The organism is Roseicyclus persicicus, assembly GCF_012395815.1.
In the GTDB taxonomy this organism is placed as follows: Bacteria; Pseudomonadota; Alphaproteobacteria; order Rhodobacterales; family Rhodobacteraceae; genus Roseicyclus; species Roseicyclus persicicus.
On the sequence record NZ_JAAZQQ010000001.1, the window covers coordinates 64,295 to 90,319 of the forward strand.

At 71.5% G+C, this 26,025-nt stretch carries 27 protein-coding genes; 13 read left to right on the forward strand and 14 right to left on the reverse strand.

All coding sequences use genetic code 11. The features are described 5' to 3' along the window. Window positions 1-51: 51 nt before the first annotated feature. From HCU73_RS00375 to HCU73_RS00395, 5 genes are read right to left on the reverse strand one after another with little or no spacing between them, the layout of a single operon-like run. The gene (locus HCU73_RS00375) at window positions 52-828 is read right to left on the reverse strand and encodes a 23S rRNA (adenine(2030)-N(6))-methyltransferase RlmJ (protein WP_168621429.1); all 777 of its coding nucleotides are present in this window, start codon (window positions 826-828) and stop codon (window positions 52-54) included. Window positions 829-832: 4 nt separating this feature from the next. Then, window positions 833-1,435, reverse strand: a complete 603-nt coding sequence (locus tag HCU73_RS00380; RefSeq protein ID WP_168621430.1) for an MSMEG_1061 family FMN-dependent PPOX-type flavoprotein — start codon at window positions 1,433-1,435, stop codon at window positions 833-835. Beyond that, the gene (locus HCU73_RS00385) at window positions 1,422-2,144 is read right to left on the reverse strand and encodes a lysophospholipid acyltransferase family protein (protein WP_168621431.1); all 723 of its coding nucleotides are present in this window, start codon (window positions 2,142-2,144) and stop codon (window positions 1,422-1,424) included. Before HCU73_RS00385 ends, HCU73_RS00380 begins: the two co-directional genes overlap by 14 nt. Beyond that, on the reverse strand, window positions 2,144-3,046 hold the full coding sequence (locus HCU73_RS00390; protein ID WP_168621432.1) for a cell division FtsX domain-containing protein: 903 nt from the start codon (window positions 3,044-3,046) through the stop codon (window positions 2,144-2,146). The genes HCU73_RS00385 and HCU73_RS00390 overlap by 1 nt, the downstream gene beginning before the upstream one ends. Then, a complete protein-coding gene (locus HCU73_RS00395; RefSeq protein WP_168621433.1) occupies window positions 3,043-3,717 on the reverse strand; it encodes an ATP-binding cassette domain-containing protein in 675 nt (224 codons plus the stop codon). Before HCU73_RS00395 ends, HCU73_RS00390 begins: the two co-directional genes overlap by 4 nt. 182 nt (window positions 3,718-3,899) lie before the next feature. On the opposite strand from HCU73_RS00395, the gene HCU73_RS00400 reads away from it, so the two are divergent. Then, window positions 3,900-4,796, forward strand: coding sequence for a zinc-ribbon domain-containing protein (locus HCU73_RS00400; protein WP_168621434.1), 897 nt, complete (start codon window positions 3,900-3,902; stop codon window positions 4,794-4,796). A gap of 18 nt (window positions 4,797-4,814) precedes the next feature. Here HCU73_RS00400 and HCU73_RS00405 read toward each other — a convergent pair whose 3' ends face one another. After that, window positions 4,815-7,448, reverse strand: coding sequence for a DUF4175 domain-containing protein (locus tag HCU73_RS00405; protein WP_239025403.1), 2,634 nt, complete (start codon window positions 7,446-7,448; stop codon window positions 4,815-4,817). 31 nt (window positions 7,449-7,479) lie between these two features. Continuing rightward, window positions 7,480-8,745, reverse strand: a complete 1,266-nt coding sequence (gene lysA, locus HCU73_RS00410) for a diaminopimelate decarboxylase (RefSeq protein WP_168621435.1) — start codon at window positions 8,743-8,745, stop codon at window positions 7,480-7,482. Window positions 8,746-8,868: 123 nt separating this feature from the next. Between lysA and HCU73_RS00415 the strand changes: the two genes are divergently transcribed. Next, complete coding sequence (locus HCU73_RS00415; RefSeq protein ID WP_168621436.1) at window positions 8,869-9,843, forward strand: quinone oxidoreductase family protein; 975 nt, start codon at window positions 8,869-8,871, stop codon at window positions 9,841-9,843. Window positions 9,844-9,873: 30 nt separating this feature from the next. Here the strand turns inward: HCU73_RS00415 and HCU73_RS00420 are convergent, their stop codons facing one another. Then, on the reverse strand, window positions 9,874-10,188 hold the full coding sequence (locus tag HCU73_RS00420) for a DUF2834 domain-containing protein (RefSeq protein WP_168621437.1): 315 nt from the start codon (window positions 10,186-10,188) through the stop codon (window positions 9,874-9,876). Between the two features lie 259 nt (window positions 10,189-10,447). Between HCU73_RS00420 and HCU73_RS00425 the strand changes: the two genes are divergently transcribed. The 3 genes from HCU73_RS00425 to HCU73_RS00435 all read left to right on the forward strand — a co-directional run bounded on the left by HCU73_RS00425 (window position 10,448) and on the right by HCU73_RS00435 (window position 14,735). Beyond that, window positions 10,448-12,100, forward strand: a complete 1,653-nt coding sequence (locus HCU73_RS00425; RefSeq protein WP_168621438.1) for an electron transfer flavoprotein-ubiquinone oxidoreductase — start codon at window positions 10,448-10,450, stop codon at window positions 12,098-12,100. 98 nt (window positions 12,101-12,198) lie between these two features. Continuing rightward, window positions 12,199-13,896: a tetratricopeptide repeat protein gene (locus HCU73_RS00430; protein WP_168621439.1), complete on the forward strand. Its 1,698-nt coding sequence runs from the start codon at window positions 12,199-12,201 to the stop codon at window positions 13,894-13,896. Further along, the gene (locus HCU73_RS00435; RefSeq protein WP_168621440.1) at window positions 13,893-14,735 is read left to right on the forward strand and encodes a 4-(cytidine 5'-diphospho)-2-C-methyl-D-erythritol kinase; all 843 of its coding nucleotides are present in this window, start codon (window positions 13,893-13,895) and stop codon (window positions 14,733-14,735) included. The genes HCU73_RS00430 and HCU73_RS00435 overlap by 4 nt, the downstream gene beginning before the upstream one ends. Window positions 14,736-14,795: 60 nt before the next feature. Here the strand turns inward: HCU73_RS00435 and HCU73_RS00440 are convergent, their stop codons facing one another. Beyond that, window positions 14,796-15,797 (reverse strand): polyprenyl synthetase family protein, encoded by a 1,002-nt coding sequence (locus tag HCU73_RS00440; RefSeq protein WP_168621441.1) that lies wholly within the window; start codon window positions 15,795-15,797, stop codon window positions 14,796-14,798. 62 nt (window positions 15,798-15,859) lie between these two features. Here HCU73_RS00440 and HCU73_RS00445 point away from each other — a divergent pair, with 62 nt between their 5' ends. The 3 genes from HCU73_RS00445 to HCU73_RS00455 all read left to right on the forward strand — a co-directional run bounded on the left by HCU73_RS00445 (window position 15,860) and on the right by HCU73_RS00455 (window position 17,097). Next, on the forward strand, window positions 15,860-16,075 hold the full coding sequence (locus tag HCU73_RS00445) for a putative signal transducing protein (RefSeq protein ID WP_168621442.1): 216 nt from the start codon (window positions 15,860-15,862) through the stop codon (window positions 16,073-16,075). Continuing rightward, window positions 16,072-16,827, forward strand: a complete 756-nt coding sequence (locus HCU73_RS00450; protein ID WP_168621443.1) for a methyltransferase — start codon at window positions 16,072-16,074, stop codon at window positions 16,825-16,827. The genes HCU73_RS00445 and HCU73_RS00450 overlap by 4 nt, the downstream gene beginning before the upstream one ends. 105 nt (window positions 16,828-16,932) lie before the next feature. Further along, window positions 16,933-17,097, forward strand: a complete 165-nt coding sequence (locus HCU73_RS00455) for a YdcH family protein (RefSeq protein WP_168621444.1) — start codon at window positions 16,933-16,935, stop codon at window positions 17,095-17,097. A gap of 354 nt (window positions 17,098-17,451) precedes the next feature. Here HCU73_RS00455 and phbB read toward each other — a convergent pair whose 3' ends face one another. From phbB to HCU73_RS00470, 3 genes are all read right to left on the reverse strand, one after another. Further along, the gene (phbB, locus tag HCU73_RS00460) at window positions 17,452-18,174 is read right to left on the reverse strand and encodes an acetoacetyl-CoA reductase (protein ID WP_168621445.1); all 723 of its coding nucleotides are present in this window, start codon (window positions 18,172-18,174) and stop codon (window positions 17,452-17,454) included. Window positions 18,175-18,307: 133 nt separating this feature from the next. After that, window positions 18,308-19,483, reverse strand: a complete 1,176-nt coding sequence (locus tag HCU73_RS00465; protein WP_168621446.1) for an acetyl-CoA C-acetyltransferase — start codon at window positions 19,481-19,483, stop codon at window positions 18,308-18,310. Window positions 19,484-19,627: 144 nt separating this feature from the next. Further along, window positions 19,628-20,449 carry an EAL domain-containing protein gene (locus HCU73_RS00470; protein ID WP_420853570.1) on the reverse strand — a complete coding sequence of 274 codons (822 nt, stop codon included), beginning with the start codon at window positions 20,447-20,449 and terminating at the stop codon, window positions 19,628-19,630. 100 nt (window positions 20,450-20,549) lie between these two features. Here HCU73_RS00470 and HCU73_RS00475 point away from each other — a divergent pair, with 100 nt between their 5' ends. Then, the gene (locus tag HCU73_RS00475) at window positions 20,550-21,116 is read left to right on the forward strand and encodes a DNA-3-methyladenine glycosylase I (protein ID WP_168621447.1); all 567 of its coding nucleotides are present in this window, start codon (window positions 20,550-20,552) and stop codon (window positions 21,114-21,116) included. A 101-nt stretch (window positions 21,117-21,217) separates the two neighbouring features. Here the strand turns inward: HCU73_RS00475 and HCU73_RS00480 are convergent, their stop codons facing one another. After that, the gene (locus tag HCU73_RS00480; protein WP_239025404.1) at window positions 21,218-21,778 is read right to left on the reverse strand and encodes a TlpA family protein disulfide reductase; all 561 of its coding nucleotides are present in this window, start codon (window positions 21,776-21,778) and stop codon (window positions 21,218-21,220) included. Window positions 21,779-21,805: 27 nt separating this feature from the next. On the opposite strand from HCU73_RS00480, the gene argH reads away from it, so the two are divergent. The 4 genes from argH (at window position 21,806) to HCU73_RS00500 (ending at window position 24,941) form a co-directional block, all read left to right on the forward strand. Further along, window positions 21,806-23,197, forward strand: coding sequence for an argininosuccinate lyase (argH, locus tag HCU73_RS00485; RefSeq protein WP_168621448.1), 1,392 nt, complete (start codon window positions 21,806-21,808; stop codon window positions 23,195-23,197). Continuing rightward, window positions 23,194-23,343 (forward strand): argininosuccinate lyase, encoded by a 150-nt coding sequence (locus tag HCU73_RS00490; RefSeq protein WP_168621449.1) that lies wholly within the window; start codon window positions 23,194-23,196, stop codon window positions 23,341-23,343. Before argH ends, HCU73_RS00490 begins: the two co-directional genes overlap by 4 nt. A 93-nt stretch (window positions 23,344-23,436) precedes the next feature. Continuing rightward, a complete protein-coding gene (gene greA, locus HCU73_RS00495; protein ID WP_168621450.1) occupies window positions 23,437-23,904 on the forward strand; it encodes a transcription elongation factor GreA in 468 nt (155 codons plus the stop codon). A gap of 35 nt (window positions 23,905-23,939) precedes the next feature. Beyond that, window positions 23,940-24,941 carry a hypothetical protein gene (locus HCU73_RS00500; RefSeq protein ID WP_168621451.1) on the forward strand — a complete coding sequence of 334 codons (1,002 nt, stop codon included), beginning with the start codon at window positions 23,940-23,942 and terminating at the stop codon, window positions 24,939-24,941. Window positions 24,942-25,062: 121 nt separating this feature from the next. Here HCU73_RS00500 and HCU73_RS00505 read toward each other — a convergent pair whose 3' ends face one another. Then, window positions 25,063-25,917 (reverse strand): molybdopterin guanine dinucleotide synthesis, encoded by an 855-nt coding sequence (locus tag HCU73_RS00505; RefSeq protein ID WP_168621452.1) that lies wholly within the window; start codon window positions 25,915-25,917, stop codon window positions 25,063-25,065. Window positions 25,918-26,025 lie beyond the last annotated feature (108 nt).

Here is a 26,025-nt window from a genome sequence, read left to right on the forward strand (position 1 = left end):
CTTGGGGTGGCGTTGCTCCCGAAGGGCGTATTTGGGGAAAGATGAAGGGGATCAGAGCCTTGCGAAGAGGCGGGTGAGGCGTTGGGCCTCGTCCGACAGGCCGAAGGGTGGGTTGATCACGAACAGGCCCGAGCCGGTCATGCCATGGCCGGGGCGGGCCGGGGGGAAGCGGACCTCGTGCGAGAGGGCGTCGGGGAAGCTGGCGCGGAGGCTGCGGGCCATGGCGGCCTGCAGGCCGGTGGCGAGCACCGGGTACCAGAGCATCAGGACGCCGACGTTCCATTTCCGGTGCAGCTTCTGCATCAGGTCGGGGATCCGGTCGTAGTCGGTCTTCACCTCGTAGCTCGGGTCGATCAGCATCAGCCCCCGGCGCGGCTCGGGCGGGGTGCGGGACAGCGCCATCGCGAGGCCGTCCTCCTGCACCACCTGCACGTAGCGCTTGGGCAGGGCCTCGCGCAGCGCCGCGACTTCGGCGGGGTGCAGCTCGGCCAGCGTCATCGTGTCGAAGGGGCGCAGCAGCGCCGCGGCGAGGAGCGGCGAGCCGGGATAGGCGGCGGGCCCGTGGGCGGCGGCGACGGCGGCGCGGGCGCGGCTGTAGGGATGGTCGGCCGGGAACCAGCCCGCGACGCGGAGGATGCCCTGCGCGGCCTCGCCGGTCTTTGCCGCCTCGGGCCCGTCGAGCCGGTAGAGGCCGCGCCCGGCGTGGGTCTCGAAGTAGGACAGCGGCTTGTCCTTCCGCGTCATGTGGTCGAGGGCGACCGCCAGGAGCGCGTGCTTGTGCACGTCGGCCAGGTTCCCCGCGTGGTAGGCGTGCTGGTAGGACAGCATCGCGCTACCACATCCGCCTGGGCGCTTCGTCGGGGTAGCCGAGGTCGTAGCCCTCGGCGTCGAAGCCCGCGTCGCGTTCGGCGATGAACTGGCCGGCGGTGGGCAGGCCGCCGCTCTCGTCGCCGCGGGTCCAGAGGCCCGAGCGCATCAGCGCCTTGGCGCACTGGAAATAGGCCTCGGCCACGGTCACCACCACCACGGTCCGGGGATGCCTGCCGCCTTGCGTGAACTGCCCCGTCACGCCCGGATCGTCGGTCAGCACGGCGCGGCCGTTCACGCGCACCACGTTCAGCGACCCCGGCACCAGGAACATCAGCGACACGCGCCCGTCACGCACGATGTTGCGCAGGGCATCCAGCCGGTTGTTGCCGCGCCAGTCGGGCAGCCACAGCGTGGTGTCGTCGACGATGCGCACCACCGGGCCGTCGTCGCCGCGCGGCGTGGCGTCGGTACCCTCGGGGCCGACGCTGGTGAGGATGCAGAAGCGCGACGCGCCGATCCAGCGGCGGTAGAGCGGCGTCAGGCGGTCCACGACCTTGGTCAGCGAGGTCGGCACCGGAGCGTCGTAGAGCGCCTCCAGCGCCGCGATGTCCTCAACGATCCGCATGGAACCCCGCCTCGGCCATCAGCCGGTCGGAGGCGGTTTCCACCTCCGTCTCGAGCCGGGCCATGAAGCTGTCGCGGTCGAGGCCCGGCGCGATCGGCGGCAGGAACTCGACCACCGCCAGCCCCGGCTTGCGCAGGATGCCGTGGCGCGGCCAGAACACGCCCACGTTGGTCGCCACCGGCACGCAGGGCTGGCCCAGCTGCTCGTAGAGCGCGGCGGTTCCGACCTTGTAGGGCCGCTGGACGCCGGGCGCGACGCGGGTGCCCTGCGGGTAGATGATGAGCTGCCCGCCCTCCTGCCGGCCGGCCTTGACGTCGGCCAGCATCCTGGCGATGGCCGCGCCGCGCTTGCCCCGGTTCACCGGCACGCAGCCGATGCGCAGCGCGTATTGGCCGAGCAGCGGCGCGAACATCAGCTCGCGCTTCATGATGAACTTGCCGCGGGGAATCGCGTTGTAGATCAGCATGATGTCGAGAAAGCTCTGGTGCTTGGCGGCGATCATCACCTCGTCCGCGGGGGGCGTGCCGCGCACCTCGCAGCGCAGGCCGGTCATCCAGCCGAGCGTCCAGATCACCCAGCGGCAATAGGCGTGGCAGGCGGCATGGGCGCCCGCGCGCGACGCCAGCGCCCAGGGGAAATAGGCCACCGCCAGCACCAGCATGGCGACGTACATCTGGCCGATGAAGACGAGCGAGCGGACGTATTGCATCAGCGGAGCCCCCGAAGCGTGCGGAAGGCCGCGATGCGCGTGGCCCAGAAGGCGGTCACGGCGGCCAGCGGCGGAATGGCCAGCGGCCAGAGCCAGCCGGCGCCGGCAAAGCCGAGGCCGGTGAGAAAGGCGCCCTCGGCCGCCGCCCGCGGCAGCAGCGCGATGGCCAGCGTCCCGAGGCCCGCGCCCACGGCGGCGCCGGTCAGGGCGCGGCGGGTGAAGCGGCGGACGAAGGCCCGCGCGATGTAGGCGTCGCGCGCGCCGACCAGCCGCAGGACGCGCAGCACCTGCTCGTTCGAGGCGAGCGCGGCCTGCGCGGCAAGCGTGATCATCGCGGCGGTGGACCCGAGGATCAGGGCCAGCGACAGCCAGCCCAGCAGGCGCAGCCGGTCGGCGGCCTCGACCAGCGGGCGGCGCCAGCGGGTGTGGTCGTCGAGCACCGCGCCGGGCGCCTCGGCGGCCAGCCGCGCGCGCAGCCCCTCGGCGTCGTAGCCGGCGGGGGTCTCGACGATCTCGATCAGGCGCGGCACCGGCAGGTCGGCCACCGGCAGGTCGGGGCCGAACCAGGGCTCCAGCAGCGCGCGCTGCTCGTCGTCGGACAGGGCGCGCGCGCTTTCCACGCCGGGGGTCTGTTCCAGCACGGTCAGCACGGCCCAGGTCTGCGCCTCCATCTCGGCCTCGGGGGCCGAGAGGCGGATGGTCGAGCTTTGCGCCAACGCGCCCGCCCAGCGGTCGGCAAGCCGTCCGGCGGCCAGCGACAGGGCCAGCGCGAAGACGGCGAGAAAGGCCATGGCCCCCGACACGGCCAGCGTCAGCCGCGCCGCTTGCCCGCTGCGGGGCACCACGCGGTCGGCCTGCGCCTCGCCCTTCAGGAGCCCCAGGATGTCGCCCGCGACGCTCACAGGTCGGCCCCCGCGGTGCTGAGGCGGCCACCGGCGATGCGCAGGACGCGGGCCTGCACCTGCGCCTTGGCGGCGCGGATCAGGGCGAGGTCGTGGGTGGCGATCAGGATGGTCTTGCCCATCTTGTTCAGCTCGCACAGCAGTTGCAGGAGCCTGAGCGACATCTCCCAGTCGACGTTGCCGGTGGGCTCGTCGGCGAGGATCAGGTCGGGGTCCATGATGATTGCGCGGGCCAGGGCCGCGCGCTGGCGTTCGCCGCCCGACAGCTCGGGCGGGCGCGCCCTGGCGCGGGGCGACAGGCCGACCCAGGCGATCAGCTCGTTCAGGTTCGCGTCCTGCCCCGCGTCGCGGCCCGTTACGGTGAGGGGCAGGGCGATGTTGTCGCGGATCGGCAGGTGGTCGAGGAACTCGCAGTCCTGGTGCACGACGCCGATCCGCTGCCGGGTCAGGGCGATGCGGTCGCGGTCGAGCGTCGCGGCGTCCTCGCCGAACAGGGTGACGCGGCCGGCGGTGGCCAGCAGTTCGGCGTAGCAGAGCTTGAGGAAGCTGGTCTTGCCCGAGCCGGACGGGCCGGTGAGGAAATGGAAGGACCCGGGCGCGAGGCGCAGGGTCATGTCCGACAGGATCGGCTCGGCCCCGTATCCAAAGGCGGCGTCCTGCATGTCGATCACGGGGCGGCACTCCTTCGCGCGACGGCCGCCTCCGTCATGCAACGGATGCGCGGCGGTTGCAATCGGTCGGGCGCGAAAGCCTTGGACAGACAGGAGGCCCCTGATACAACATGCAGGGAGTGGATGCGGCAGGCCGCCCCGATCTGGGGGGTGCCGACGAAAGGGAACGAGCGGAAGACCGGATGCGGCTGACCTGCCCGAACTGCAGCGCGCGCTACGAGGTGGCCGACAGCATGATCCCGCCCGAGGGGCGCGACGTGCAGTGCTCGAACTGTTCGACGACCTGGTTCCAGCCCGGCCGCCGCACCGATCGCGCCCAGCCCGCGGTGACGGTCGACCGGTCCGCCCGCGCGATGGAGCCGCCGCCGCCCCCGCCGGAGCCCGAGGCGCCCCCCGTGGCGCAGCAGCCCGAGCCCGAGCCCGAGCCGGCCCCCGAGCCTGATCATACGCCCGATCCCGACCCCGAGGCCCGGCCCGATGCCGAGGCCGCCGAGGCCCCCGCGCCGGTGGCGCCGCGCCGCCGCGAGATCGACCCCGCCGTGCGCGACATCCTGCGCGAGGAGGCCGAGCGCGAGGCGCGCCTGCGCCAGGCCGAGGCCGAGCCGGTCGAGACCCAGGCCGAGATGCCGCTGGCCGAGGAGCCCGAGGACCGCCACCGCGCCCGCCGCCGGGCCGAGCTGGAGGCCGCCCGCGATGCCTTCGCCCCCGAGGACCCCGCCGCGTCCGGCGGCGCGCGGCGGGCCACCGCGGGGCCGGCGCGCGACCTGTTCCCGGACATCGACCAGATCAACTCCACCCTGCGCGACACCGGCGACCGCACCGGCGCCGAGCCCGACGCCAGCGACATCGACACGCTCGACACCGCGCCCCGGCGCCGGCGCGGCGTGCGGCTGGGGTTCCTGCTGGCCATCGCGCTCGCGGCCGGCGGCGCGGCGGTCTACGTCAATGCAGGGCGGATCGCGGACCGGGTGCCGGCGCTTGCCCCGGCGATGGCGGGCTACACCGGCGCGGTCGATGCGGCGCGCATCTGGCTCGACGACCTGGCCCGCCGCGTCGGCAGCGGCGCCGACGGGGCCTGATCCCCGGCCCCTGACCCCTCAGAACTGATCGAGCAGGCGGCGGAGGTAATCCAGCTCCACCTCGGGGCGCTCCTGTTCGGCCGAGCGGCGGCGCAGCTCCTCCAGCAGCTCGCGGGACCGGCGGAACGCCTCCTCGCGGTCGGCCATCGCCTCCTCGGAGCCGAAGGAGCCGGAATTGCCCGCCTGCCGCCCCAGCGGGTCCTGCAGCGGGCGGTCGGGGGCCATGTTGCCCTCGGCCTGGCCCTGGCCGGGCTCCTGGCCCATCTGCTCCTGCGCCAGCGCGCGGCCCAGTTCGGTCATGCCCTCGCGCAGCGCCTCCAGCGCCTCGGACTGCGCGTCGAGCGCGCCGGCGATGTTGCCCCGCTCCAGCAGCCCCTCGGCCTCCTCCATCGCCCGGCCCGCGCGGTCGAGCTGGCGCAGCGCCTCGTCGCCCGCCTCGGTGCCGGCGCCGGGCAGGCGGCGCTGCTGTTCCTCCAGCAGGCGGCGCAGCGCCTCCTGCCGTTCGGCCAGCGTCATGCCCTCGCCGTTCTCGCCGCCCTCGCCTTGGCCCTCGGGCAGCCCCTCGGGGCCGCCGCCGCCGGGGCCGGTCTCGCCCTCGCCCTGCTGCTGGCCGGGGGGGCCGGGCTGTTGCCCCGGCTGGCCCTGCTGGCCCTGCTGCTGGCCGGGCTGTTGTCCCTGCTGGCCCTGCTGGCCGGGCTGCTGCCCAGACTGCGGGCGGTTGGGGTTCAGGCGGTCCTGCAGCTCGCGGAAGGCGTCGTCCGACAGCTCCTGCTGGTCGCGCAGCGTGTCCTGCAGCCCCTCCATGGCCTGCTGGCCGGGGGTCTGCGGCCCGTCGCCGCCTTCGCCGCCCTGCACCATCTCCATGTTTTCCAGCATCTGCTGGAGGGCATCGAGCATCTCCTGCGCCTCGGCCATGCGGCCCTCGCGCATCAGCTCCTCGATGCGGCGCATCATCTCCTCGAGGTCGTTCATGGACATTTCCATGCGCTCGCCGCCCTGGTCGGGGTTGTCCTCGCCGGGCCGGGCGTTCTCGGCCAGCTGCTGCATGTAGTCGTCCATCGCCTCGCGCAGCTCCTGCATCAGCTGCGCGATCTCCTCGTCGCTGGCGCCCTGCTGCATCGCCTCGGACAGGCGCTCCTGCGCCCGGCGCAACCGCTCCAGCGCGTCGTCGAGGTCGCCCACCTCCAGCTCCATCGCCGCGTTCCAAAGGATCTCGGCGACCTGGTCGCGGGTCTCGGTCGAGATGCTGCCCACGCCCGACTCGAGTCGCCGGATCGCGGTGCGGATCTGCAGGTAGACGCCCTCGTCGAGGTCCGGCTCGGGGTTCCAGGTCAGCGCGCGCAGGACCTGCGCGGCACGGGGCGCGTTCTCGCGGTTCCACAGGATGTCGCGGCGCATCTCGATCAGGGCGTTGGCCAGCGGGTCGAAGAAGCGGCGGCCGGGCAGGCGCGGGATGTCGTAGCTGACGGTGCCGATCTGGCCGGCCTCGTCGGTAACGGTCAGCGTCAGGCTGACGGGCAGGTTGGCGAAGGGATGCTCGGACAGGTCCTCGAGCAGCACCTCGGTGAATTCGGACCGCGACCCGCGGAACGGCATCGGCAGGTCCAGCACCAGCGCCTCGCGCGGCTCGGGCTCCACCGCCAGGCCGTAGCGGCGGTCGGCCGCCTGCGGGTCCAGCCGGATCGTGGCGGTGCCGGAGACCACGCCGTAATCGTCGGTCGCGGTGAAGGCGAACTGCATCTGGCCCGGCGGCTCGCCCTCGACCTCGCCGTCCAGCGCCACGGCGGGGGCGGCGTCGGGCGTGACCGAGATCTCCCAGCTGCGCCCCATCGGGCCGGTCACGGTGAAGGTGCCCGAGCGTTCCACCGTCACCGACTGGGCATAGGCGTCGGCGGCCTCGGTCGGCATCGGGCCGACATCGGTGGACAGCGTGATCGCCCCCGGCTCGCCGTAGCTGCGGAAGGTGATGCGCGACCCCTCGGGGGTCTCGAAGGCGTCGGCCAGGATCTCGTTGAGGTAGAGCGACGGCAGGCCGGTGTAGACCGGCGGCTCCACCCAGCCCTCCCAGCTCGGCCCCGAGGCGACGGCAGGCCCGGCGCCGAGGCTCACGGCCTCGCCCACCTCGCCGACGCGGCCGATGGTCCCGAACAGGAGCGCCATGGCCAGCGCCGTCGCCGCCACGTAGCGCAGCGCGAAGGGGTCCTGCCGCGACAGGCGCAGGTCGGGCGCGGGGGCGCGGGCGGCGCCGGCGCGCAGCTCCATCCGCCGCAGGTGCGCCGCCCAGACCGACTGCGCCGCCGGGTCATCGGCGCCGATGGCGGGGTGGTCCAGCAGGGCGGAAATGGGACGGCCGGGCAGGGTCCGGTCGAGGCGTTCCAGCGCCTCCTCGCGGCTGGGCAGCCGGAACCGCATCACGCCGCGGGCGATGGTGACCGCCAGGAGCACCGCCACCCCCGCCAATCCCGCCCAGAGCGCGGTCGGCGACAGCTGCGCCGAGACGCCGAAGGCAAAGCCCGCCACGGTCAGGAAAATGATCGTCCAGACCGGCCAGAAGGCGCGCAAGGCGCGTTCGGCCGCCATGCCGGCGCGCGTCAGGCGCAGCGGCCAGATCAGGCGCGCCAGCGCCCGCTCGGTGGGGGAGCGATCGGTCATGGTCCCTTTCGGGGGCGGCGTGCCCCGTGGGTTATACCCATTCTGGAACTGTATCGCGGTTTATGATCTCGTCAAACGACGGCCGCGGGCGGATGACGGCGACGTGATCGTCCTTCACCAGCACCTCGGGGATCAGCGGCCGGGTGTTGTACTCGCTCGCCATCACCGCGCCGTAGGCCCCGGCGCTGCGGAAGGCCACGAGGTCCCCCGCCGCGACGGGCGGCATCGCGCGCTGCTTGGCGAAGGTGTCGCCGGTCTCGCAGACCGGGCCGACAATGTCGTAGGGGCGCTGGTCGAGGCCGGGTGCGGGCTCCACCACCGGGATGATGTCGTGCCACGCGCCGTACATGGCGGGCCGGACAAGGTCGTTCATCGCCGCGTCGAGGATCAGGAAATCGCGCCCCTCGCCTTCCTTGACGTAGATGACCGAGGACACCAGCAGCCCCGCGTTGCCCGAGATCAGCCGCCCCGGCTCGATCTCCACCTCCACGCCCAGGTCGCCCAGCACCTCGCGGATAAGCGCACCGTATTCGGTCGGCAGCGGCGGGGCGGTGTTCGACCGCTCGTAGGGGATGCCGAGGCCGCCCCCGAGGTCGAGGCGGCGGATGTCATGGCCGTCTTCGCGCAGGCGCAGGGTCAGGTCGCGGACCTTTTCATAGGCCAGCCGGAACGGCTCCAGCTCGGTCAGCTGGCTGCCGATGTGCACGTCGATGCCCACCACCTCGATCCCGGGCAGGGCGGCCGCCATGGCATAGACCTGCGGCGCCTTGGCGATGGGGATGCCGAACTTGTTCTCGGACTTGCCGGTGGCGATCTTCTCGTGCGTCCGCGCGTCCACGTCGGGGTTGACCCGCACCGTGATCGGCGCGGTGACGCCAAGGGTGCTGGCGACCTCGGACAGAGCGACCAGCTCGGGCTCGCTTTCCACGTTGAACTGCCGGATGCCGCCCGTCAGCGCCATCCGCATCTCGTCCCGCGTCTTGCCGACGCCCGAGAACACGATCCGCTCGCCCGGCACGCCGGCGGCCTTGGCGCGCAGGTATTCGCCGCCCGACACCACGTCCATGCCCGCGCCCAGCCGCGCCAGATGCGCGATCACCGCCTGGTTTGAGTTCGACTTCATCGCGAAGCAGACGAGGTGGTCGAGACCGGCCAGCGCCTCCTCGAACAGGCGGTAGTGCCGGGTCAGCGTGGCGCAGGAATAGACGTAGAAGGGCGTGCCGACCATCGCCGCGATCTGCGGCACGGGCACGTCCTCGGCGTGGAGGATGCCGTCCTTGTAGAGAAAATGGTCCATCGCCGCCGCGCCCCGTCAAGGTTTCCCGCGGGCAGGTAGCACGGGGCGCGCGCCCATCAAAGGGGGCTGGACGCCGCCCGCCCGCCCGCTACCCTGCCGGGCCGGGACAAGAGGGAGGCCGTCATGGCAAGAACCGCGATCATCGAGGCCCCGGGCGGGCCGGAGCAGCTCGTCATCGTCGACCGCGAGGTGGGCGAACCCGGGCCGGGGCAGATCCGCATCCGGCACCACGCCTGCGGGCTGAACTTCATCGACGTCTACCAGCGCTCGGGTCTCTACCCGCTGCAGATGCCGCTCGCGCTCGGCATGGAGGCCGCGGGCGTGGTCGAGGCGGTGGGCGAGGGCGTGACGCACCTGAAGGTCGGCGATCGCGCCGCCTATGCCGCAGCACCCCCCGGCGCCTACACCGAGGCCCGCGTGATGAATGCCGCGCAGGTCTGCCCGCTGCCCGACGGCATCTCCTTCGACGAAGGCGCGGCGATGATGCTCAAGGGCCTGACGGTGCAGTACCTGTTCCGCCGCACGACGCCGATCGCCAAGGGCGACACCGTCCTGTTCCACGCGGCCGCCGGCGGCGTGGGCCTGATCGCCTGCCAGTGGGCCAAGTCCGAGGGCATCCGCCTGATCGGCACGGCGGGCACCGACGAGAAATGCGCGCTGGCGCTGGAGCACGGGGCCGACGCCTGCATCAACTACCGCGGCGGCGACTGGGTGGCGAAGGTCAGGGAGCTGACCGGCGGCCGCGGCGTCGACGTGGTGATGGATGCGGTCGGCAAGGACACCTTCGATGGCTCGCTCGATTCGCTCCGGCCGTTGGGGATGATGATCTCCTTCGGCAACGCGTCGGGGCCGGTGCCGCCCTTCAACCTCGCCACGCTGGGCGCCAAGGGCTCGCTCAAGATCACGCGGCCGACGCTCTTCACCCACATCGCCGACCACGCCACCTGCCAGCAGATGGCGCGCGAGCTGTTCGACAAGGTGCTGTCGGGCGCGGTGAAGATCCGCATCGACCAGCGTTTCCCGCTCGACCGGGTGGCCGACGCCCACCGCGCGCTCGAGGCGCGGCAGACGACCGGGCAGACGGTGCTGTTGCCGTGACGTGCGGGGGTGCGCCGTCCCGGCGCACCATCACGCCTCGCGTTTCGCCTTGAGGAACAGCGCCAGCGGCAATCCGCAGCTGACCCCGATCCCGAAGGTCGCGGGGATGACCAGCAGGAACCAGCGGTTCCCCCGCACCGCCTCGACCACCGCCCAGACGGTCAGGGTGACGGCGGCGATGGTCAGGTCGTAGACCAGCGCGCTGGTCGCGTGGTTCACGTACCAGGCGTCGATCATCGGCCCGAGCGCCCAGCCATGTTCCGAGAACCAGGCGTAGAAATAGCTCCAGGGCAGGATCGCCCCGACGATGACGAGGGCGAGGTAGACGAGGCGAAGGGGGGTCATGGCGGTCTCCGGGACGGCGGCTTGGGCCAGACCTAGGCCGCATCGGCCCGCGGGGCCACCCACCCGCGCCGTCTTCCTGCAGGAAAACGGACGGGAAAACTGCAGTTTTCCGGTGCCGCAGGGGGTCTGACGCACCGTCCTGCGACACCGTGATGCCGCGTCACGATTGACCCGCGCGCTACCTTTCCCTACGCAAACGCGAAACATTGTTGCGCGCGCCGCCGTCCGGGCGGGCCAGACGAACAGCCGAGGGAACCAGATGTCCGAGATCGAACGCGAGAGCATGGAATACGACGTGGTGATCGTGGGTGCAGGCCCCGCCGGCCTGTCCGCCGCGATCCGCCTCAAGCAGATCGACCCCGACCTGAACGTCGTCGTGCTGGAAAAGGGCTCCGAGGTCGGCGCGCATATTCTGTCGGGCGCCGTGCTCGACCCCGTGGGCCTCGACCGCCTGATCCCCGACTGGAAGGCCAAGGGCGCCCCCGTCACCGTTCCCGTCCGCGAGGACCGCTTCTACATGCTGGGCGAGGGCGGCGCGGCCCGCATCCCCAACTGGGTGATGCCGGGGCTGATGAACAACCACGGCAACTACATCGTCTCGATGGCCAATGTCTGCCGCTGGATGGCCGAGCAGGCCGAGGCGCTGGGCGTCGAGATCTTCCCCGGCATGTCCTGCTCCGAGCTGGTCTACGGCGAGGACGGCGCGGTCCGCGGTGTCGTGGCCGGCGAGTTCGGCAAGAACCCCGACGGCACCCCCGGCGACGCCTACGAGCCCGGGATGGAGCTGCTGGGCAAATATGTCTTCCTGTCCGAGGGCGTGCGCGGGTCGCTGACCAAGGAGGTGCTTGCGAAATACGACCTCCAGAAAGGCCACTGCCCGCAGAAGTTCGGCCTCGGCATGAAGGAGATCTGGGAGATCGACCCCGCCAAGCACCGCGAGGGCTCGGTCACCCACACCATGGGCTGGCCCTTGGGCTCGAACGCCGGCGGCGGGTCGTTCATCTACCACCTCGACAAGAACCAGGTCTATGTCGGCTTCGTGGTGCACCTGAACTACGCAAACCCCTACCTGTCGCCCTACCAGGAATTCCAGCGCTTCAAGCACCACCCGATGGTGGCCGAGCTGCTGAAGGGCGGCAAGCGCATCGCCTACGGCGCGCGCGCCATTTCCGAGGGCGGCTGGCAGTCGATGCCCAAGGCCGTCGCGCCGGGCGTCGCGATCCTGGGCTGCGGCGTGGGGCTCGTGAACGTGCCGCGCATCAAGGGCAACCACAACGCGATGCTGTCGGGCATCGAGGCCGCCGAGGCCGCCGCCGCCGCCATCGCCGCGGGCCGGCAGGGCGATGAGCTGGCCGACTACGACGCGATGCTGCGCGACGGGCCGATCGCCAAGGACCTCAAGCCCGTGCGCAACGTCAAGCCGCTCTGGTCGAAATACGGCCTCCTGGGCGGTCTTGCGCTGGGCGGGTTCGACATGTGGACCAACAGCCTCGTCGGCGCCTCGGTCTTCGGCACGCTGCGGCACGGCAAGTCCGACGCGCAGGCGACCGGCAAGGCCAAGGATCACAAGCCCATCGACTACCCCAAGCCCGATGGTGTGCTCAGCTTCGACCGGCTGACCAACGTGTCCTTCTCGATGACCAACCACGAGGAAAGCCAGCCCGCGCACCTGACGCTCAAGGACGCCTCGGTGCCGATCCGGGTCAACCTGCCGGAATACGCCGAACCCGCGCAGCGCTACTGCCCGGCCGGCGTCTACGAGGTGGTCGAGGAGGCCGGCAAGGATCCCCGCTTCGTGATCAACTTCCAGAACTGCGTCCACTGCAAGACCTGCGACATCAAGGATCCGTCGCAGAACATCCACTGGACGGTTCCGCAGGGCGGCGACGGGCCGAACTACCCGAACATGTGATCGGATTTCGCCGGTCACGGCCCGGCGGGGCGCGGGCGTCCATTGCCTCACCCCGCCCCGGGCCCTACTGTTCCCCCGAACACCGGGAGACACCGCCCATGCGCCGCCGCATCCTGCCCGTCCTGCCCCTTGCGCTCGGCCTCGCGCTGGCCCAGCCCGTGGGGGCGCAGGTCGAGGGGCCGGGCCTTGCCGGCGCCTATCTCGCCGCCCGCACCGCGGTGATCGAGGGCAACCACCGCGCCGCCGCGATCTACTTCGAGAACGCGCTCGCCGCCGACCCCGGCAACCCGATGCTGATCGGCAACGCGATCTTCGCCAATGCCGCGCTGGGCCAGTGGGGCCGCGCCTCCACCATCGCCGAGATGCTGCCCGAGGGCGGCGACGGGCAGGACCTGGTGAACCTCGTCCGCATGGTGCAGGGGCTGGCGGCCGGTGATCTGGTCGGCGCCCGGGCCGCGATCGAGGCCGGGCAGGGGGCCGGGCAGCTGATCGACGAGCTGGCGATGGGCTGGATCCACCTCGGCGAGGGCGACATGCGCCGCGCGACCGAGACCTTCGAGGCCGCCGCGCAGGGCCCGCTGGCCGACATCGCCTATACGCACCTGGCGCTCGCGCGCGCCGCGGTGGGCGATTTCGAGGGCGCCGACGCGATCTTCTCCGGCGCCGAGGTCGGGCCGCTGCCCGGCAGCGAGCGCTCGGTCCGGGCCCGCGCCGAGGTGCTGGTGCAGCTCGACCGTCGCGACGCGGCGCTGGAACTGCTCGACCTCTACACCGCCTCGGTCCCCGACCCCGCGCTGCTGGCGCTCCGGGCCGACATCGCCACCCGCGACGGGACGCCGGCCTACGACTTCATCACCACGCCCACCGAGGGGCTGGCCGAGGTCTTCTACATGATCGCCCGCGGCCTCGGCGGCGAGGGCGGCTCGACCACCCTGCCGCTGCTCTACACCCGCGCCGCCCACGGCATCGACCCCGGCCACAGCGAGGCGCTGCTCTACGCCGGGCAGCTCCTGATGGACGCCGACCAGTACAGCCTTGCCGCCGACGCCTTTTCCGAGGTGCCGCCGGGCGACGCGCAATACGTCGAGGCCCAGCTCGGCCGCGCCGACGCCTATTTCGAGGATGGCCGCGAGGAGGCCGCCGTCACTGTGCTGCGGTCGCTGGCCGAGGCGCACCCGGACCTCGCCACCGTGCAGGCCGCGTTCGGCGACGCGCTGCGCCGGACCGAGCAGTGCACCGACGCGGTCGCCGCCTACACCGCCGCGCTCGACCTCGTCGACATCACCCAGCAGCGCTACTGGTTTCTCTACTACACCCGCGGCATCTGCCACGAGGTGCTGCAGGATTTCGCCGCCTCCGAAGCGGATTTCCGGCAGGCGCTGGTGCTGAACCCCGAACAGCCGCAGGTGCTGAACAACCTCGGCTACTCGCTGGTGGAACAGCGCCGCAACCTCGACGAGGCGCTCGGCATGATCGAGCGCGCGGTCGAGGCGCGGCCCGACTCGGGCTACATCGTCGACAGCCTCGGCTGGGTGCTCTACCGGCTCGGCCGCTTCGACGAGGCGGTGGAACCGATGGAGCGCGCCGTGGCGCTGCTGCCCAACGACCCGATCATCAACGACCACCTTGGCGACGTCTACTGGATGGTCGGCCGCCACCGCGAGGCGCGGTTCCAGTGGGAGCGCGCGCTCAGCTTCGAGCCCGAGGAGGCCGATGCCGCCCGCATCCGCCGCAAGCTCGAGATCGGGCTCGACCGGGTGCTCGAGGAAGAGGGCGGGGTGGGCGAAACCCAGTGAGGTTCTTCGCCCCCGCCAAGGTCAACCTCGCGCTGCACGTCACCGGGCGCCGCGCCGACGGCTACCACCTGCTCGACTCCCTCGTCGTCTTCGCCGGGGCCGGCGACTGGATCGACCTGCACCCCTCCGACGCCCTGTCGCTGACCGTGACCGGCCCGCGCGCCGCCGGCGTGCCGGTCGACCGGCGCAACCTGATCTGGCGCGCGGCCGAGCTGTTCCCGGCCGGGCAGGGGGCGGCGATCACGCTGGACAAGCACCTGCCCGCCGCGGGCGGCATCGGCGGCGGCTCGGCCGACGCGGCGGCCGCGCTGCGGGGGCTGGCCGCGCTCTGGGGCAGGCCGCTGCCGGGGCCCGACGCGGTGCTGTCGCTCGGGGCGGACGTGCCGGTCTGCCTGTTCGGCCGCCCCGCGCGCATGTCGGGCATCGGCGAGATGCTGGCCCCCCTGCCGCCCCTGCCGCCCGCCTGGCTGGTGCTGGTCAACCCGGGCGTCGAGGTGCCGACGGGCCCGGTGTTCAAGGCACTGGCCACGCCGGACAACCCACCGCTTCCCGACCTGCCCGCCGCGGGCTGGCCCGACGTGGCGGCGCTGGCCGGCTGGCTCGCTGCCGCGCGGAACGACCTCGAGGCGCCGGCGCGGGGGCTGGTGCCCGTGATCGGCACGCTGATCGACGCGCTGGCGGGGCAGCCGGGCTGCCGGCTGGCCCGGATGTCGGGGTCGGGGGGCACCTGTTTCGGGCTGTTCGCAGACGCCGCATCCGCCCGCGCCGCCGCCGCGCAGCTTGCCGCGGCCGAGCCCGGCTGGTGGGTCCACGCCGCCGAAATTCTGCAACCGGACTGAAATTCTTCTAGAAGAATTTCAGCTTCCAAAATCTTCTAGAAGATTTTGCCCCGCGGCGCGTCAGTTCAGCCGCGCGACCACGTAATCGGCCAGGTCGTGCATCATGTCGCGCAGCAGGTGCGCCGGCACCTGCGCCAGCGCGCCCTGCGCCCGCGCCGACCAGGCCAGCGCCTCGGCCCGCGTCTCCTCCAGCGTGCCATGCGCCCTCAGCAGCGCCATCGCCTCCTGCAGATCGCCATCGCGCTGGTCGCCCTTCTCGATCGTCCTGACCCAGAAGGCGCGCTCCGCCGCATCGGCCCGCGCCACGGCGCGGATCACCGGCAGCGTCAGCTTGCGCTCGCGGAAATCGTCGCCGGTGTTCTTGCCGATCACCCCGTCGCTGCCGCCCCAGTCCAGCAGGTCGTCGGCCATCTGGAACGCGATCCCCAGCCCGTCGCCATAGGTCGCCAGCGCCCGCACCACGGGCTCCGGCTGGCCCGCGATCACGCCGCCGACCTCGCAGGCCGCCTCGAACAGCGCCGCGGTCTTGCCGCGGATCACCTGCAGGTAGATGTCCTCGGTCGTCGCCAGGTTCGTCGCCGCGGTCAGCTGCAGCACCTCGCCCTCGGCGATCACGGCGGCCGCGTTCGACAGGATGTTCAGCACCCGCAGGTTCCCGGTCTCGACCATCAGCTGGAAGGACCGCGCGAACAGGTAGTCGCCCACCAGAACGCTCGACTTGTTGTCCCACAACAGGTTCGCCGTGGGCCGCCCGCGCCGCTTCTGGCTCTCGTCGACCACGTCGTCGTGCAGGAGTGTCGCGGTGTGGATGAACTCGACCGTCGCGGCCAGCATCCGGTGCGCCTCGCCCTCGTAGCCGCAGAGCCGGGCCGCGGCCAGCGTCAGCATCGGGCGCACCCGCTTGCCGCCGGCCTCGACCAGGTGCGCCGTCACCTCGGGGATGCGGGGGGCGTGGCGCGACGCCATCCGGTCGCGGATCAGGGCGTTCACGGCCTGCAGGTCGTCGGCCAGTGCGGCCTGCATCCTCTCATGCGGCTTGCTGGCTGCATCGTCGAGGCTCATGCGCCCGTCCTTCCCCAGATCCCTGTCTCGACAAGCGCCCGGCGGCTGCCTACATCCGTCCCATGCTGGAAATCATGCGCAGCACCGACCCGACCGAGATTGCCTTTGCCTCGGCGCTTTTGTCCGGCGAGGGTATAGAGGTGTTCGAGATGGACGTCCACATGAGCGTGCTGGAGGGGTCGATCGGCATTTTGCCGCGCCGCCTGCTGGTCCGCCGCGACGACGCCGACGAGGCCCGCACCGTCCTGCGCGACAACGACCTGCCGGTCAGCGAGTGACCGGGCCGGCCACGACCCGCGACGCCTTTCTCGGCGGCCGGCTGACCCTGCAGCAACCCGCCACCGGCTACCGCGCCGCGACCGACCCGGTGTTCCTCGCCGCCGCCTGCCCGGCCCGCCCCGGCGACACGGTGCTGGAGCTCGGCTGCGGCGTCGGGGCGGCCGCGCTTTGCCTTCATGCGCGCGTGCCCGGCCTGCGCCTGACCGGGGTGGAACGCCAGCCGGCCTATGCCGCGCTGGCCCGCGCCAATGCCCGCGACGCCGGCGCCGACCTGACCGTGGTCGAGGCCGATCTTGCCGACCTGCCCGCCGACCTCCGGCAGCACAGCTTCGACCATGTCCTTGCGAACCCGCCCTATTTCGCGGCGGGCGACGGCACCGCCGCCGCCGACCCGGGCCGCGAGGCCGCCAACCGCGAGGACACGCCGCTCGCCCTCTGGATCGCCACCGCCCGGGCGCGCCTGAAGCCGCAGGGCTGGCTGACCCTGGTCCACGGGGCCGACCGACTGCCCGACTGCCTGGCCGGGCTGCGCGCGGGCTGGGGCGCCGTCACCGTCCTGCCGCTGCAGCCCCGCCCCGGCCGCCCCGCAAGCCGCGTCCTGATCCGGGCGCGCAAGGGGGCGCGCGCGCCCTTCCGCCTGCTCGCCCCCTTTCTTGTACATGAATTCCCGGCCCATCCCGGTGACCGGCCCGACTACACCGCCGCGGCAGACGCCGTGCTGCGACAGGCCGCGGCCCTCGCCTTCGACTGAGCGCCGCCCCGCTTTCGAACAATCCTATCGGTTGTTTTGCGTGACACGACTCGGGTTCCGTGGTGCACTTGTGGCACGACAGTCATCAACGTGAGGAGGATGCCCATGTCGCTTGGCGCTCATCTGCAGGAACTGAAGAAGAAACACGCCAGCCTTTCGGCGAAAGTGGAAGAAGCGCAGCGCAGCCCGGGGATCGACGACCTCAAGATCCGGGAACTCAAGAAGGAAAAACTCCGCCTCAAGGAGGAGATTTCGCGGCTCGACAGCTGAGCCCGGCCCGGTCGCGGTCCGTTTGGGGCGCGGTTTCGGCACAGGTCCATGACGGCCAGCCTTGCATCCGGTGAAGACCGGCCTTGCGCGATTGCGGTCTGCTCGGGTCACAAGCACTGACCTATCTCTGCGGTCAAGGGAGACTGACCGCAGAGGATGAGACCGATGGAAAGCTTTGCCCACACCCCCGCGCTGCGCGCCCAGATCGCCGCGGCCCGCATCGAATGTGCCACCTATTTCTGGCGCGGGATCGGCGCCCTGTTCGGCCGCCGCGCCTGATCCGGGCCTGACCGGCACCAACGCAAAAAGGCCGGGGCACTGCCCCGGCCTTTCGCATTCCACGGCCCGGCGGCGTCAGACGAAGAACTGCGCCCCGTTGGCCGAGATGGTCGAGCCGTTGATGAAGCCCGAGTCCTCGGAGGCCAGGAAGGCCACGCAGCGCGCGATTTCCTCGGGCGTGCCGAGGCGGCCGGCCGGGATGCCCGCGATGATCTTGTCGCGCACGGCCTCGTCGATCGCCATCACCATCTCGGTCGCGATGTAGCCGGGGCAGATCGCGTTGGCGGTGATCCCGAAGCGCGCGCCTTCCTGCGCGAGGCTCTTCACGATGCCCAGGTCGCCCGCCTTGGTCGCGGCGTAGTTGACCTGGCCCGCCTGCCCCTTCTGCCCGTTGATCGACGAGATCACGATCACGCGCCCGAACTTGCGGTCGCGCATCCCCGGCCAGACCGGGTGCACGGTGTTGAAGACGCCGGTCAGGTTGGTGTCGATGACCTCCTTCCACTGGGCGGGGGTCATGCGGTGGAACATGGCGTCGCGGGTGATGCCGGCGTTCGCCACCACGGTGTCGATCGGCCCGAGATCAGCCTCGATCTGCGCGATGCCCGCGGCCGAGGCGTCGTAGTCGGCCACGTTCCACTTGTAGGTCTTGATCCCGGTTTCGGCGGTGAAGGCGGCGGCCTTCTCGTCATTCCCGGCATAGGTGGCGGCGACCTCGTAGCCCTCCGCCTTGAGGGCCTTGGAAATGGCCTCCCCGATGCCGCGGCTGCCGCCGGTGACGAGCGCTACTCTTGCCATGGTTTCCTCCAGTCTGGCGTCTCTCTTCGGAAATTGTGTTACGCGGACGGGTCCACGGTCGCAACAATATTGCGCCGGTCATCTTGCCGCGCCCGATGTGGAAAGGGCGCCCGAAGGCGCCCTTGTCACCGGCTCAGGGGCGCTCGACGCAGAGCGCGACGCCCATGCCGCCGCCGATGCACAGCGTGGCGAGGCCCCGCTTGGCGTCGCGGCGCTTCATCTCGAACAGCAGCGTGTTCAGCACGCGGCAGCCCGAGGCGCCGATCGGGTGGCCGATGGCGATGGCGCCGCCGTTCACGTTCACGATCGCCGGGTCCCAGCCCATGTCCTTGTTGACCGCGCAGGCCTGCGCCGCGAAGGCCTCGTTCGCCTCCACGAGGTCGAGGTCGCCGACCGACCAGCCCGCCTTTTCCAGCGCCTTGCGCGACGCGTAGATCGGGCCGACGCCCATGATCGACGGGTCGAGGCCCGCGGTCGCGTAGGACGCGATCCGCGCCAGCGGCTCGATCCCGCGCCGCTCGGCCTCGGCCGCCGACATCAGCAGCGTCGCCGCCGCGCCGTCGTTCAGGCCCGAGGCGTTGCCCGCCGTGACGCTGCCGTCCTTGGCGAAGGCCGGCCGCAGCTTGGCCATCGCGTCCATCGTCGCGCCGTGGCGGATGTATTCGTCGCTGTCCACCACCACGTCGCCCTTGCGCGACTTGACGGTCACGCCGACGATCTCGTCCGCGAACTTGCCGGCCTTCTGCGCGGCCTCGGCCTTGTTCTGGCTCGCCACCGCGAACTCGTCCTGCATCTCGCGGCTGATCTGCCACTGCTGCGCGACGTTCTCGGCGGTCTGGCCCATGTGGTAGCCGTTGAAGGCGTCCCACAGGCCGTCGCGGATCATCGTGTCGATGTAGGACATGTCGCCCATCTTCTGGCCCTGCCGCAGGCTCGCGGCATGGGGGCTCATCGACATGTTCTCCTGCCCGCCGGCCACCACGATGGACGCGTCGCCCAGCATGATGTGCTGCGCGCCCAGCGCCACGGCCCGCAGCCCCGAGCCGCAGACCTGGTTGATGCCCCATGCCGCCGCCTCCTTGGGGAGGCCGGCGTTGATATGCGCCTGCCGCGCCGGGTTCTGGCCCTGCGCCGCGGTCAGCACCTGGCCGAGGATGGTCTCCGACACCTCCGCCTTGTCGATCCCGGCGCGCTCGACCACGGCCTCGATCACGGCGCGGCCCAGCTCGTGGGCGGGCGTGTTGGCGAAGGAGCCGAGGAAGCTGCCCACCGGCGTGCGCGCGGCCGAGGCGATGACGACATTGGTCATGGAAGTCCCTTTCCCTGATTGCACCGCACCCCCGGTTGCGGGGGCAAGGCGGAGTCAACTCTCGGGGCCCCTGTTATCGTCCGCAACCGCCGGCGCACAACGGACACGGTGTCTCAGCCGCCGCATCGGCGGGCGCCCGCGGGGTCAGGGAGGACGCCCGCGCGCGGCCCAGGGCGGGGTCATCGTCGGCGCGCCGAAATGGTAGCCCTGCAGGCAATCCACCCCCGCCGCCGCCAGCCAGCGCGCCTCGCCCTCGGTCTCCACCGCCTCGGCCACGACGACCATCCCGAAATGCCGCCCCAGCGCGATCAGCGCCTCGCACAGCACCTGGTTGTCGGCATCGGTGTCGACGCCGCGGGCGAACTGGCCGTCGATCTTCAGGATGTCGAAGCAGAAGTGGCGCAAATGCCGGAACGCCGTGTAGCCCGCCCCGAAATCGTCCAGCGCGAAGGTGATGCCCTTGTCCTGCAACTCCTCCATGAAGACCTGCACGATCTCGGGCATCAGCATCGCGCTGGTCTCGGTGATCTCCAGGATCAGCCGGCGCAGCAGGTCCGGGCGCTGCCGGATCGTGCGGCGCAGGATCTGCATCCAGCCCGGGTAGCCCACCGACCGCGCCGACATGTTGATCGCCAGCCGCAGCGACGGCTGCGCCTTGAGCACCGCCAGCCCCAGCCGCAGCGCGGCGCAGTCGATCTGGCGGCCGAGGTCCTGCTCCTCCACCACGGTGATGAAATCGCGCGCGGGGATCACCCGGCCGGTCTCGTCCATCAGCCGGATCAGACCCTCGAAAAAGGCCACGCCGGCCCCGTCCGCGCGCATCACCGGCTGGTAGGCCAGCACCACGTCGCCGCGCTCCAGCGCCTGCCGCACCATCGCCAACGTGCCGCGGTCGCGCTGGCTGATCGCGGCGTCGAGCGGGCTGCCCAGGCCCGCCTCCACCAGCTTGCCGCGCATATGGCCCATGCCCGATCCCTCCGCCTGCAAATCCCTTGCCCTGATGCCATCCCGGCCCTTAAGGAAGGGTGAAGGTTTCCATTTTGTTCCAATTGTCCGGAGTTTCCCGATGCAAGACCCCGGCCGCTGCCCCTGGTGCGGCACCGACCCGCTCTACGTCGCCTACCACGACACCGAATGGGGCGTGCCCGAACGCGACGGCCGGGCGCTGTGGGAAAAACTGGTGCTCGACGGCTTCCAGGCCGGGCTCGCCTGGATCACGATCCTCAGGAAACGCGACGCCTTCCGCGCGGCCTTCCAGGGCTTCCACCCCGAGACCATCGCGTCCTGGGGCGAGGCCGAAATCACCCACCTTCTCGCCGACCCCGGCATCGTCCGCCACCGCGGCAAGATCGAGGCCACCATCGGCAACGCGCGGGCCTACCTGAAGATCTCCGACACCACGGATTTCGCCGAGTTCGTCTGGCGCTACGTCGACGGCCAGCCGCTCCAGACCGACCGCGCGACCATGGCCGAGGTTCCCGCCGCCACGCCCCTCAGCACCCGCCTGTCCAAGGACCTGCAAAAGGCCGGCTTCCGCTTCTGCGGCCCCACCATCACCTATGCCTGGATGCAGGCGACGGGCGTCGTGAACGACCACCTCGTGACCTGCCCCCGCCACGCCGAGCTCCGTTAATCCGTCATCAAGGTTAACGCGCCGCCGCCCCCCTCATCTTTGCTTCGAAAATACTCCGGGGGAGTCGCCCGGAACGGGCGACGGGGGCAGCGCCCCCAAATTCACCCCTCGCCACCCGCCAGCAACGCCTCGATCAGCGCGATCGCCTCGGGGCTGTCCCAATGCGCATCGCCCCGCAGGCGCGCGATCTCCCGCCCCTCGGGATCCAGGATCACCGTGATCGGCAGCCCGAACACCCCCATCTCGCGGGCGATCTGCTGGTTGATGTCGCGGTGCTCGGGCAGATCGGTGACGCCGGTTTCCTCGAAGAAGCGCCGGATCGCCTGCGGTGGGTTCCGCCCGGTCGCCAGGGTCACCACCGCGAAATCCTCGCCGCCAAGCCGGGTCTGCAGGGCCTGCAGCGACGGCATCTCCTCCCGGCAGGGCGCGCACCAGGTCGCCCAGAAATTCAGGACGACGTACCGCCCGGCGTAATCGGCCAGGCTCCCCTCGGTCTCGTCGGCGCGCAAAAACGGCAGGGCCGAGGCCGCCACCGGCTCCTCATGCACCACCAGCCCCCGCATCTCCCCGATCAGCAACGCCGACAGGTCCTGCGCCGGGGCGGCGTTTGCCATCACCCCCGCGGCGATGTAGAGCACGGCGAGACGCAGCTTGCGGATCATCGAATTCCCTCCGAAGGGCCAGCAGACATGACCGAGACCACCGCCAATGCCATGTGGGGCGGGCGCTTCGCCGCCGGACCCGATGCCATCATGGAGGCGATCAACGCCTCCATCGGCTTCGACAAGCGGCTGGCGAAACAGGACATCGAGGGGTCCCGCGCCCACGCGGCGATGCTGGCGGCCACGGGTATCCTGAGTGATAGCGACGTCGCCGCCATCCGGGAAGGTCTGCTCACGGTCTTGTCAGAGATCGAGGGCGGCGGCTTCCAGTTCTCCACCGCGCTGGAAGACATCCACATGAACGTCGAGGCGCGGCTGAAACAGGTCATCGGCGAACCCGCCGGCCGGCTGCACACCGCACGCTCGCGCAACGACCAGGTGGCGACCGATTTCCGCCTCTGGGTCCGCGACCAGGCAGACGCCGCGATCCAGGGGCTCGAGGCGCTGATGCGCGCCCTTCTCCGGCAGGCCGAGCAGGGCGCCGACTGGGTCATGCCCGGCTTCACCCATCTCCAGACCGCCCAGCCCGTCACTTGGGGCCACCACATGATGGCCTATGTGGAAATGCTGGCCCGCGACCGCTCCCGCTTCGCCGACGCCCGCGCGCGGATGAACGAAAGCCCGCTGGGCGCCGCGGCGCTGGCCGGCACCTCCTTCCCGATCGACCGGCACATGACGGCGGCCGCCCTCGGCTTCGACCGCCCGATGGCGAACTCGCTCGATGCCGTCTCCGACCGCGACTTCGCGCTCGAATTCCTCGCCGCCGCCTCGATCTGCGCGATGCACCTGTCGCGCTTCGCCGAGGAGCTGGTGATCTGGTCCTCGGCCCAGTTCCGCTTCGTGCGCCTGTCCGACCGCTTCTCGACCGGCTCGTCCATCATGCCGCAGAAGAAGAACCCCGACGCGGCGGAACTCATCCGCGCCAAGATCGGCCGCATCCTCGGGGCGAACGTCGCGCTCCTGACGGTGATGAAGGGCCTGCCGCTGACCTATTCCAAGGACATGCAGGAGGACAAGGAACAGGTCTTCGACGCCGCCGACACGCTGATGCTGGCGCTCGCCGCGATGGAGGGCATGGTCCGCGACATGACCGCCAACCGCGAGGCGCTGGAACAGGCGGCGGGCTCGGGCTTCTCCACCGCCACCGACCTCGCCGACTGGCTGGTGCGCGTCCTCGGCCTGCCCTTCCGCGAGGCGCACCACGTCACCGGCACGCTGGTGGCGATGGCCGAGCAGGCCGGCGTCGATCTGCCGGAGCTCAGCCTCGCGCAGATGCAGTCTGTCCATCCCGGCATCACGCAGGATATCTTCGCGGTGCTGGGCGTGCACAATTCCGTCGCCTCGCGCACCTCCTACGGCGGCACCGCGCCGGCGCAGGTGCGTGCCCAGATCGCCCGTTGGAAGGAGATGTTGCCTTGACCCGCCCCTGCCGCCCCCTCGCCGCGCTCCTGGCGCTTGCGATCCTTGCCGCCTGCGGCGCCGACGGCGCGCCCGAGCGCCCCGAGCCGCGCCCCGGTGTCACCCTGACCGGGACCGTCGAGGTCGGCGTCTCCAGCCGCCCCTGACACGGCCAGGACCCCGTTGAACCCCCGCCCGAACGGCCCTAACCTCGGCCGCTCGATGTCACCATTTTCCCATGCAGTCCAAGGCCCAAGTTGATGGAAAAGATCCCGATGACCCCCGCGGGCTACCAGGCCCTGAACGACGAGCTGAAGCAGCTGAAAAGCGTCGAGCGCCCGGCCATCATCCAGGCCATCGCCGAGGCGCGCGAGCACGGCGACCTGTCCGAGAACGCGGAATACCACTCGGCCAAGGAAAAGCAGTCCTTCATCGAGGGCCGCATCAAGGAGCTCGAGGGCATCATCAGCCGCGCCAACGTGATCGACCCGAAAACGCTGTCGGGCCCGGTCAAGTTCGGCGCCACCGTGGTTCTGGTCGACGAGGACGACGTGGAAAAGACCTTCCAGATCGTCGGCGAGGCCGAGGCCAACATCGAGAAGGGCCTGCTCAACATCAACTCGCCGCTCGCCCGCGCCTTGATCGGCAAGGAAGAGGGCGATAGCGTCGAGGTCAAGACGCCCGGCGGCGACAAGGATTACGAGATCGTCTCGGTAGCCTACGTCTGAGCGCCGCCGACCCCCCGCGGAGTGCGATCGCCCTGATGCGCGACGACCAGAAGCCCTCGACCCTCGAGCTGGGCCTCTACGCCCGGGAGGAGCCGGCGCGCCGCATCACGGTCATCGAGATCGCCGCGCTGATCCTGACCCTGATCTGGATCGTCGCCGTCATCCTGTTCGGCGGCGGCGACGGCGAGGGCGGCGACGGCTTCGCCGACGGCGTCCTGACCGTGCTCGCCATCGTCATGCCGATCGCCCTGATCTGGGTCGCGGCCAGCGCCGCCCGCACCGCCCGCGGCCTGCGCGAGGAGGCCGCGCGCCTGCAGGCCTCCATCGACGCCATGCGCGCGGCCTATGTCGACCAGCAGCAGCGCGCCGCCCTCGACCTCAAGCCCGCCGTTGTCGCCAAGCTGGAGGAGCTGGTGGAAACCCAGCGCAGCGCGGGGCAGGGCACCCCTGCCGTGTTCTCGTCCCTCCGCGCGCTCCCCCCCGCCGAGGAGCGCGCCGCCGTGCCGCCCCCCGCGCCCGAGCTGCCCCAGCCGGGCCTCGCGCTGGCCACGCCCGCGGAAAAGGACCCGATCTCGGTCGCCGATTTCATCAAGGCCCTGAATTTCCCGGAAAACGAGCACGACAAGGAGGGGTTCCGCACGCTGCGCCGCGCGCTCGAGGACCGGGCGACCGAACGCCTGATCCGCGCCAGCCAGGACGTGCTGACGCTGCTCAGCCAGGACGGCATCTACATGGACGACCTGCGCCCCGACCGCGCCCGCCCCGAGGTCTGGCGCCGCTTCGCCGCGGGCGACCGGGGCCGCGCCATCGCAGCGCTGGGGGGCATCCACGACCGGTCCTCGCTGGTCCTGACGGCGGGCCGGATGAAGAAGGACCCGGTGTTCCGCGACGCGGCGCACCATTTCCTGCGCCACTTCGACCGGACCTTCATGGAGTTCGAGAAGAACGCCTCGGACGCCGAGATCGTGGCGCTGGCCAACACCCGAACCGCGCGGGCCTTCATGCTGCTGGGCCGCGTCGCCGGCACCTTCGACTAGAGCAGCGGCTTTCCGCACCGGAGACCCGGGAAAACTGCAGTTTTCCCACCCGCGAAGCTGCAGCTTCGCGCCCGTTTTCCTCGAGGAAAACGCCGCGGAAAACGCGCGTTTTCCGCCCCCGTCACCGCAACGCCGCGACCAGCTCCGCCTCGTGCCCCAGCCCCGCGATCCAGCCCTCCACCGGGTCGCCCTCCCGCAGCATCGCGTCGAGCCGCCCCGGCGCCAGCCCCGCGAAGGCCTCGGCCAGCACCCGCACCTGCGCCGCGTCGAGAATTTCCCCCGGCCCCTGCCGCCGCCGCACCTCGGCGTCCAGCATCGACGGATACACCTCCGCCAGCAGGATCGGCGCCTCCCGCCCCTCGAAGGGCCGCACCGCGAGGTCCGCCCCGTAGCGCCGCCGCAACCCCTCCAGCCGCGGCAGGCCCAGCAGCGCCTGGCTTCCCACCGACCCCGTGGTGAACAGCTTCCACACCGGCTGCGCCCGCCTCAGCCGCTCCTCCACCGCGCGCCGCTCCGCCATCCCGTGCCCGTGCCGCGCCGTGCCCCGCATCGGCAACAGGCCAGATGCCCGCCCCGCCGGGCAGCCCCAGAATGGCCCCACGCCGGGGAACATCCCGTTCAGCCGTTCCGCTACCTCCCAGCGGCTGTTGCCGTTCCGGTCGTCGTCCGCGACCGCCTCCGCCAGCCAGCCCCACAGCGCCAGCGGATCGTCCCGCCCCGTCACCGCCCGCGCAAAGCCCCGCGGGTAGCCGAAGGGAAAGTCGAACCCCGCCAGCACGCGGCGCCCCTCGGCCAGCGCCGCGTCGAAGGCGGCCTCCAGCGCCGCCACCGCCGCCGCCCGCGTCCGGTGGTAGGTCACGCGCGTCTCGCCCGCCGTCCGCTCCGCGACGAAGATCGCGTCCTTCACCGGCCGCGCCGGCGACGGTGCCGACCGCGCCGACCAGTCGACCATGATGACGGTCTCCACCCCGCTCATCCCCGCGCCGCCCACGCCTCCGCAACCTCCAGATCCGCCCGGCCGTTCACGTTGAAGAACGCCGGCGGCCTGTCCAGATCCGTCATGCCGCCCCTCACAAAGCCTGAA

Excerpts from the sequence above, each read along its gene's own strand:
- HCU73_RS00500 (WP_168621451.1), top strand. The coding sequence starts at position 23,940 with ATGCGCGACGACCAGAAGCCCTCGACCCTCGAGCTGGGCCTCTACGCC.
- HCU73_RS00480 (WP_239025404.1), bottom strand. The coding sequence starts at position 21,778 with ATGATCCGCAAGCTGCGTCTCGCCGTGCTCTACATCGCCGCGGGGGTG.
- HCU73_RS00425 (WP_168621438.1), top strand. The coding sequence starts at position 10,448 with ATGTCCGAGATCGAACGCGAGAGCATGGAATACGACGTGGTGATCGTG.
- HCU73_RS00375 (WP_168621429.1), bottom strand. The coding sequence starts at position 828 with ATGCTGTCCTACCAGCACGCCTACCACGCGGGGAACCTGGCCGACGTG.
- HCU73_RS00475 (WP_168621447.1), top strand. The coding sequence starts at position 20,550 with ATGCAAGACCCCGGCCGCTGCCCCTGGTGCGGCACCGACCCGCTCTAC.
- HCU73_RS00430 (WP_168621439.1), top strand. The coding sequence starts at position 12,199 with ATGCGCCGCCGCATCCTGCCCGTCCTGCCCCTTGCGCTCGGCCTCGCG.
- HCU73_RS00420 (WP_168621437.1), bottom strand. The coding sequence starts at position 10,188 with ATGACCCCCCTTCGCCTCGTCTACCTCGCCCTCGTCATCGTCGGGGCG.
- HCU73_RS00385 (WP_168621431.1), bottom strand. The coding sequence starts at position 2,144 with ATGCAATACGTCCGCTCGCTCGTCTTCATCGGCCAGATGTACGTCGCC.
- phbB (WP_168621445.1), bottom strand. The coding sequence starts at position 18,174 with ATGGCAAGAGTAGCGCTCGTCACCGGCGGCAGCCGCGGCATCGGGGAG.
- greA (WP_168621450.1), top strand. The coding sequence starts at position 23,437 with ATGGAAAAGATCCCGATGACCCCCGCGGGCTACCAGGCCCTGAACGAC.
- HCU73_RS00465 (WP_168621446.1), bottom strand. The coding sequence starts at position 19,483 with ATGACCAATGTCGTCATCGCCTCGGCCGCGCGCACGCCGGTGGGCAGC.
- HCU73_RS00405 (WP_239025403.1), bottom strand. The coding sequence starts at position 7,448 with ATGACCGATCGCTCCCCCACCGAGCGGGCGCTGGCGCGCCTGATCTGG.
- lysA (WP_168621435.1), bottom strand. The coding sequence starts at position 8,745 with ATGGACCATTTTCTCTACAAGGACGGCATCCTCCACGCCGAGGACGTG.
- HCU73_RS00445 (WP_168621442.1), top strand. The coding sequence starts at position 15,860 with ATGCTGGAAATCATGCGCAGCACCGACCCGACCGAGATTGCCTTTGCC.
- HCU73_RS00455 (WP_168621444.1), top strand. The coding sequence starts at position 16,933 with ATGTCGCTTGGCGCTCATCTGCAGGAACTGAAGAAGAAACACGCCAGC.
- HCU73_RS00380 (WP_168621430.1), bottom strand. The coding sequence starts at position 1,435 with ATGCGGATCGTTGAGGACATCGCGGCGCTGGAGGCGCTCTACGACGCT.
- HCU73_RS00440 (WP_168621441.1), bottom strand. The coding sequence starts at position 15,797 with ATGAGCCTCGACGATGCAGCCAGCAAGCCGCATGAGAGGATGCAGGCC.
- HCU73_RS00470 (WP_420853570.1), bottom strand. The coding sequence starts at position 20,449 with ATGGGCCATATGCGCGGCAAGCTGGTGGAGGCGGGCCTGGGCAGCCCG.
- argH (WP_168621448.1), top strand. The coding sequence starts at position 21,806 with ATGACCGAGACCACCGCCAATGCCATGTGGGGCGGGCGCTTCGCCGCC.
- HCU73_RS00505 (WP_168621452.1), bottom strand. The coding sequence starts at position 25,917 with ATGAGCGGGGTGGAGACCGTCATCATGGTCGACTGGTCGGCGCGGTCG.
- HCU73_RS00400 (WP_168621434.1), top strand. The coding sequence starts at position 3,900 with ATGCGGCTGACCTGCCCGAACTGCAGCGCGCGCTACGAGGTGGCCGAC.
- HCU73_RS00415 (WP_168621436.1), top strand. The coding sequence starts at position 8,869 with ATGGCAAGAACCGCGATCATCGAGGCCCCGGGCGGGCCGGAGCAGCTC.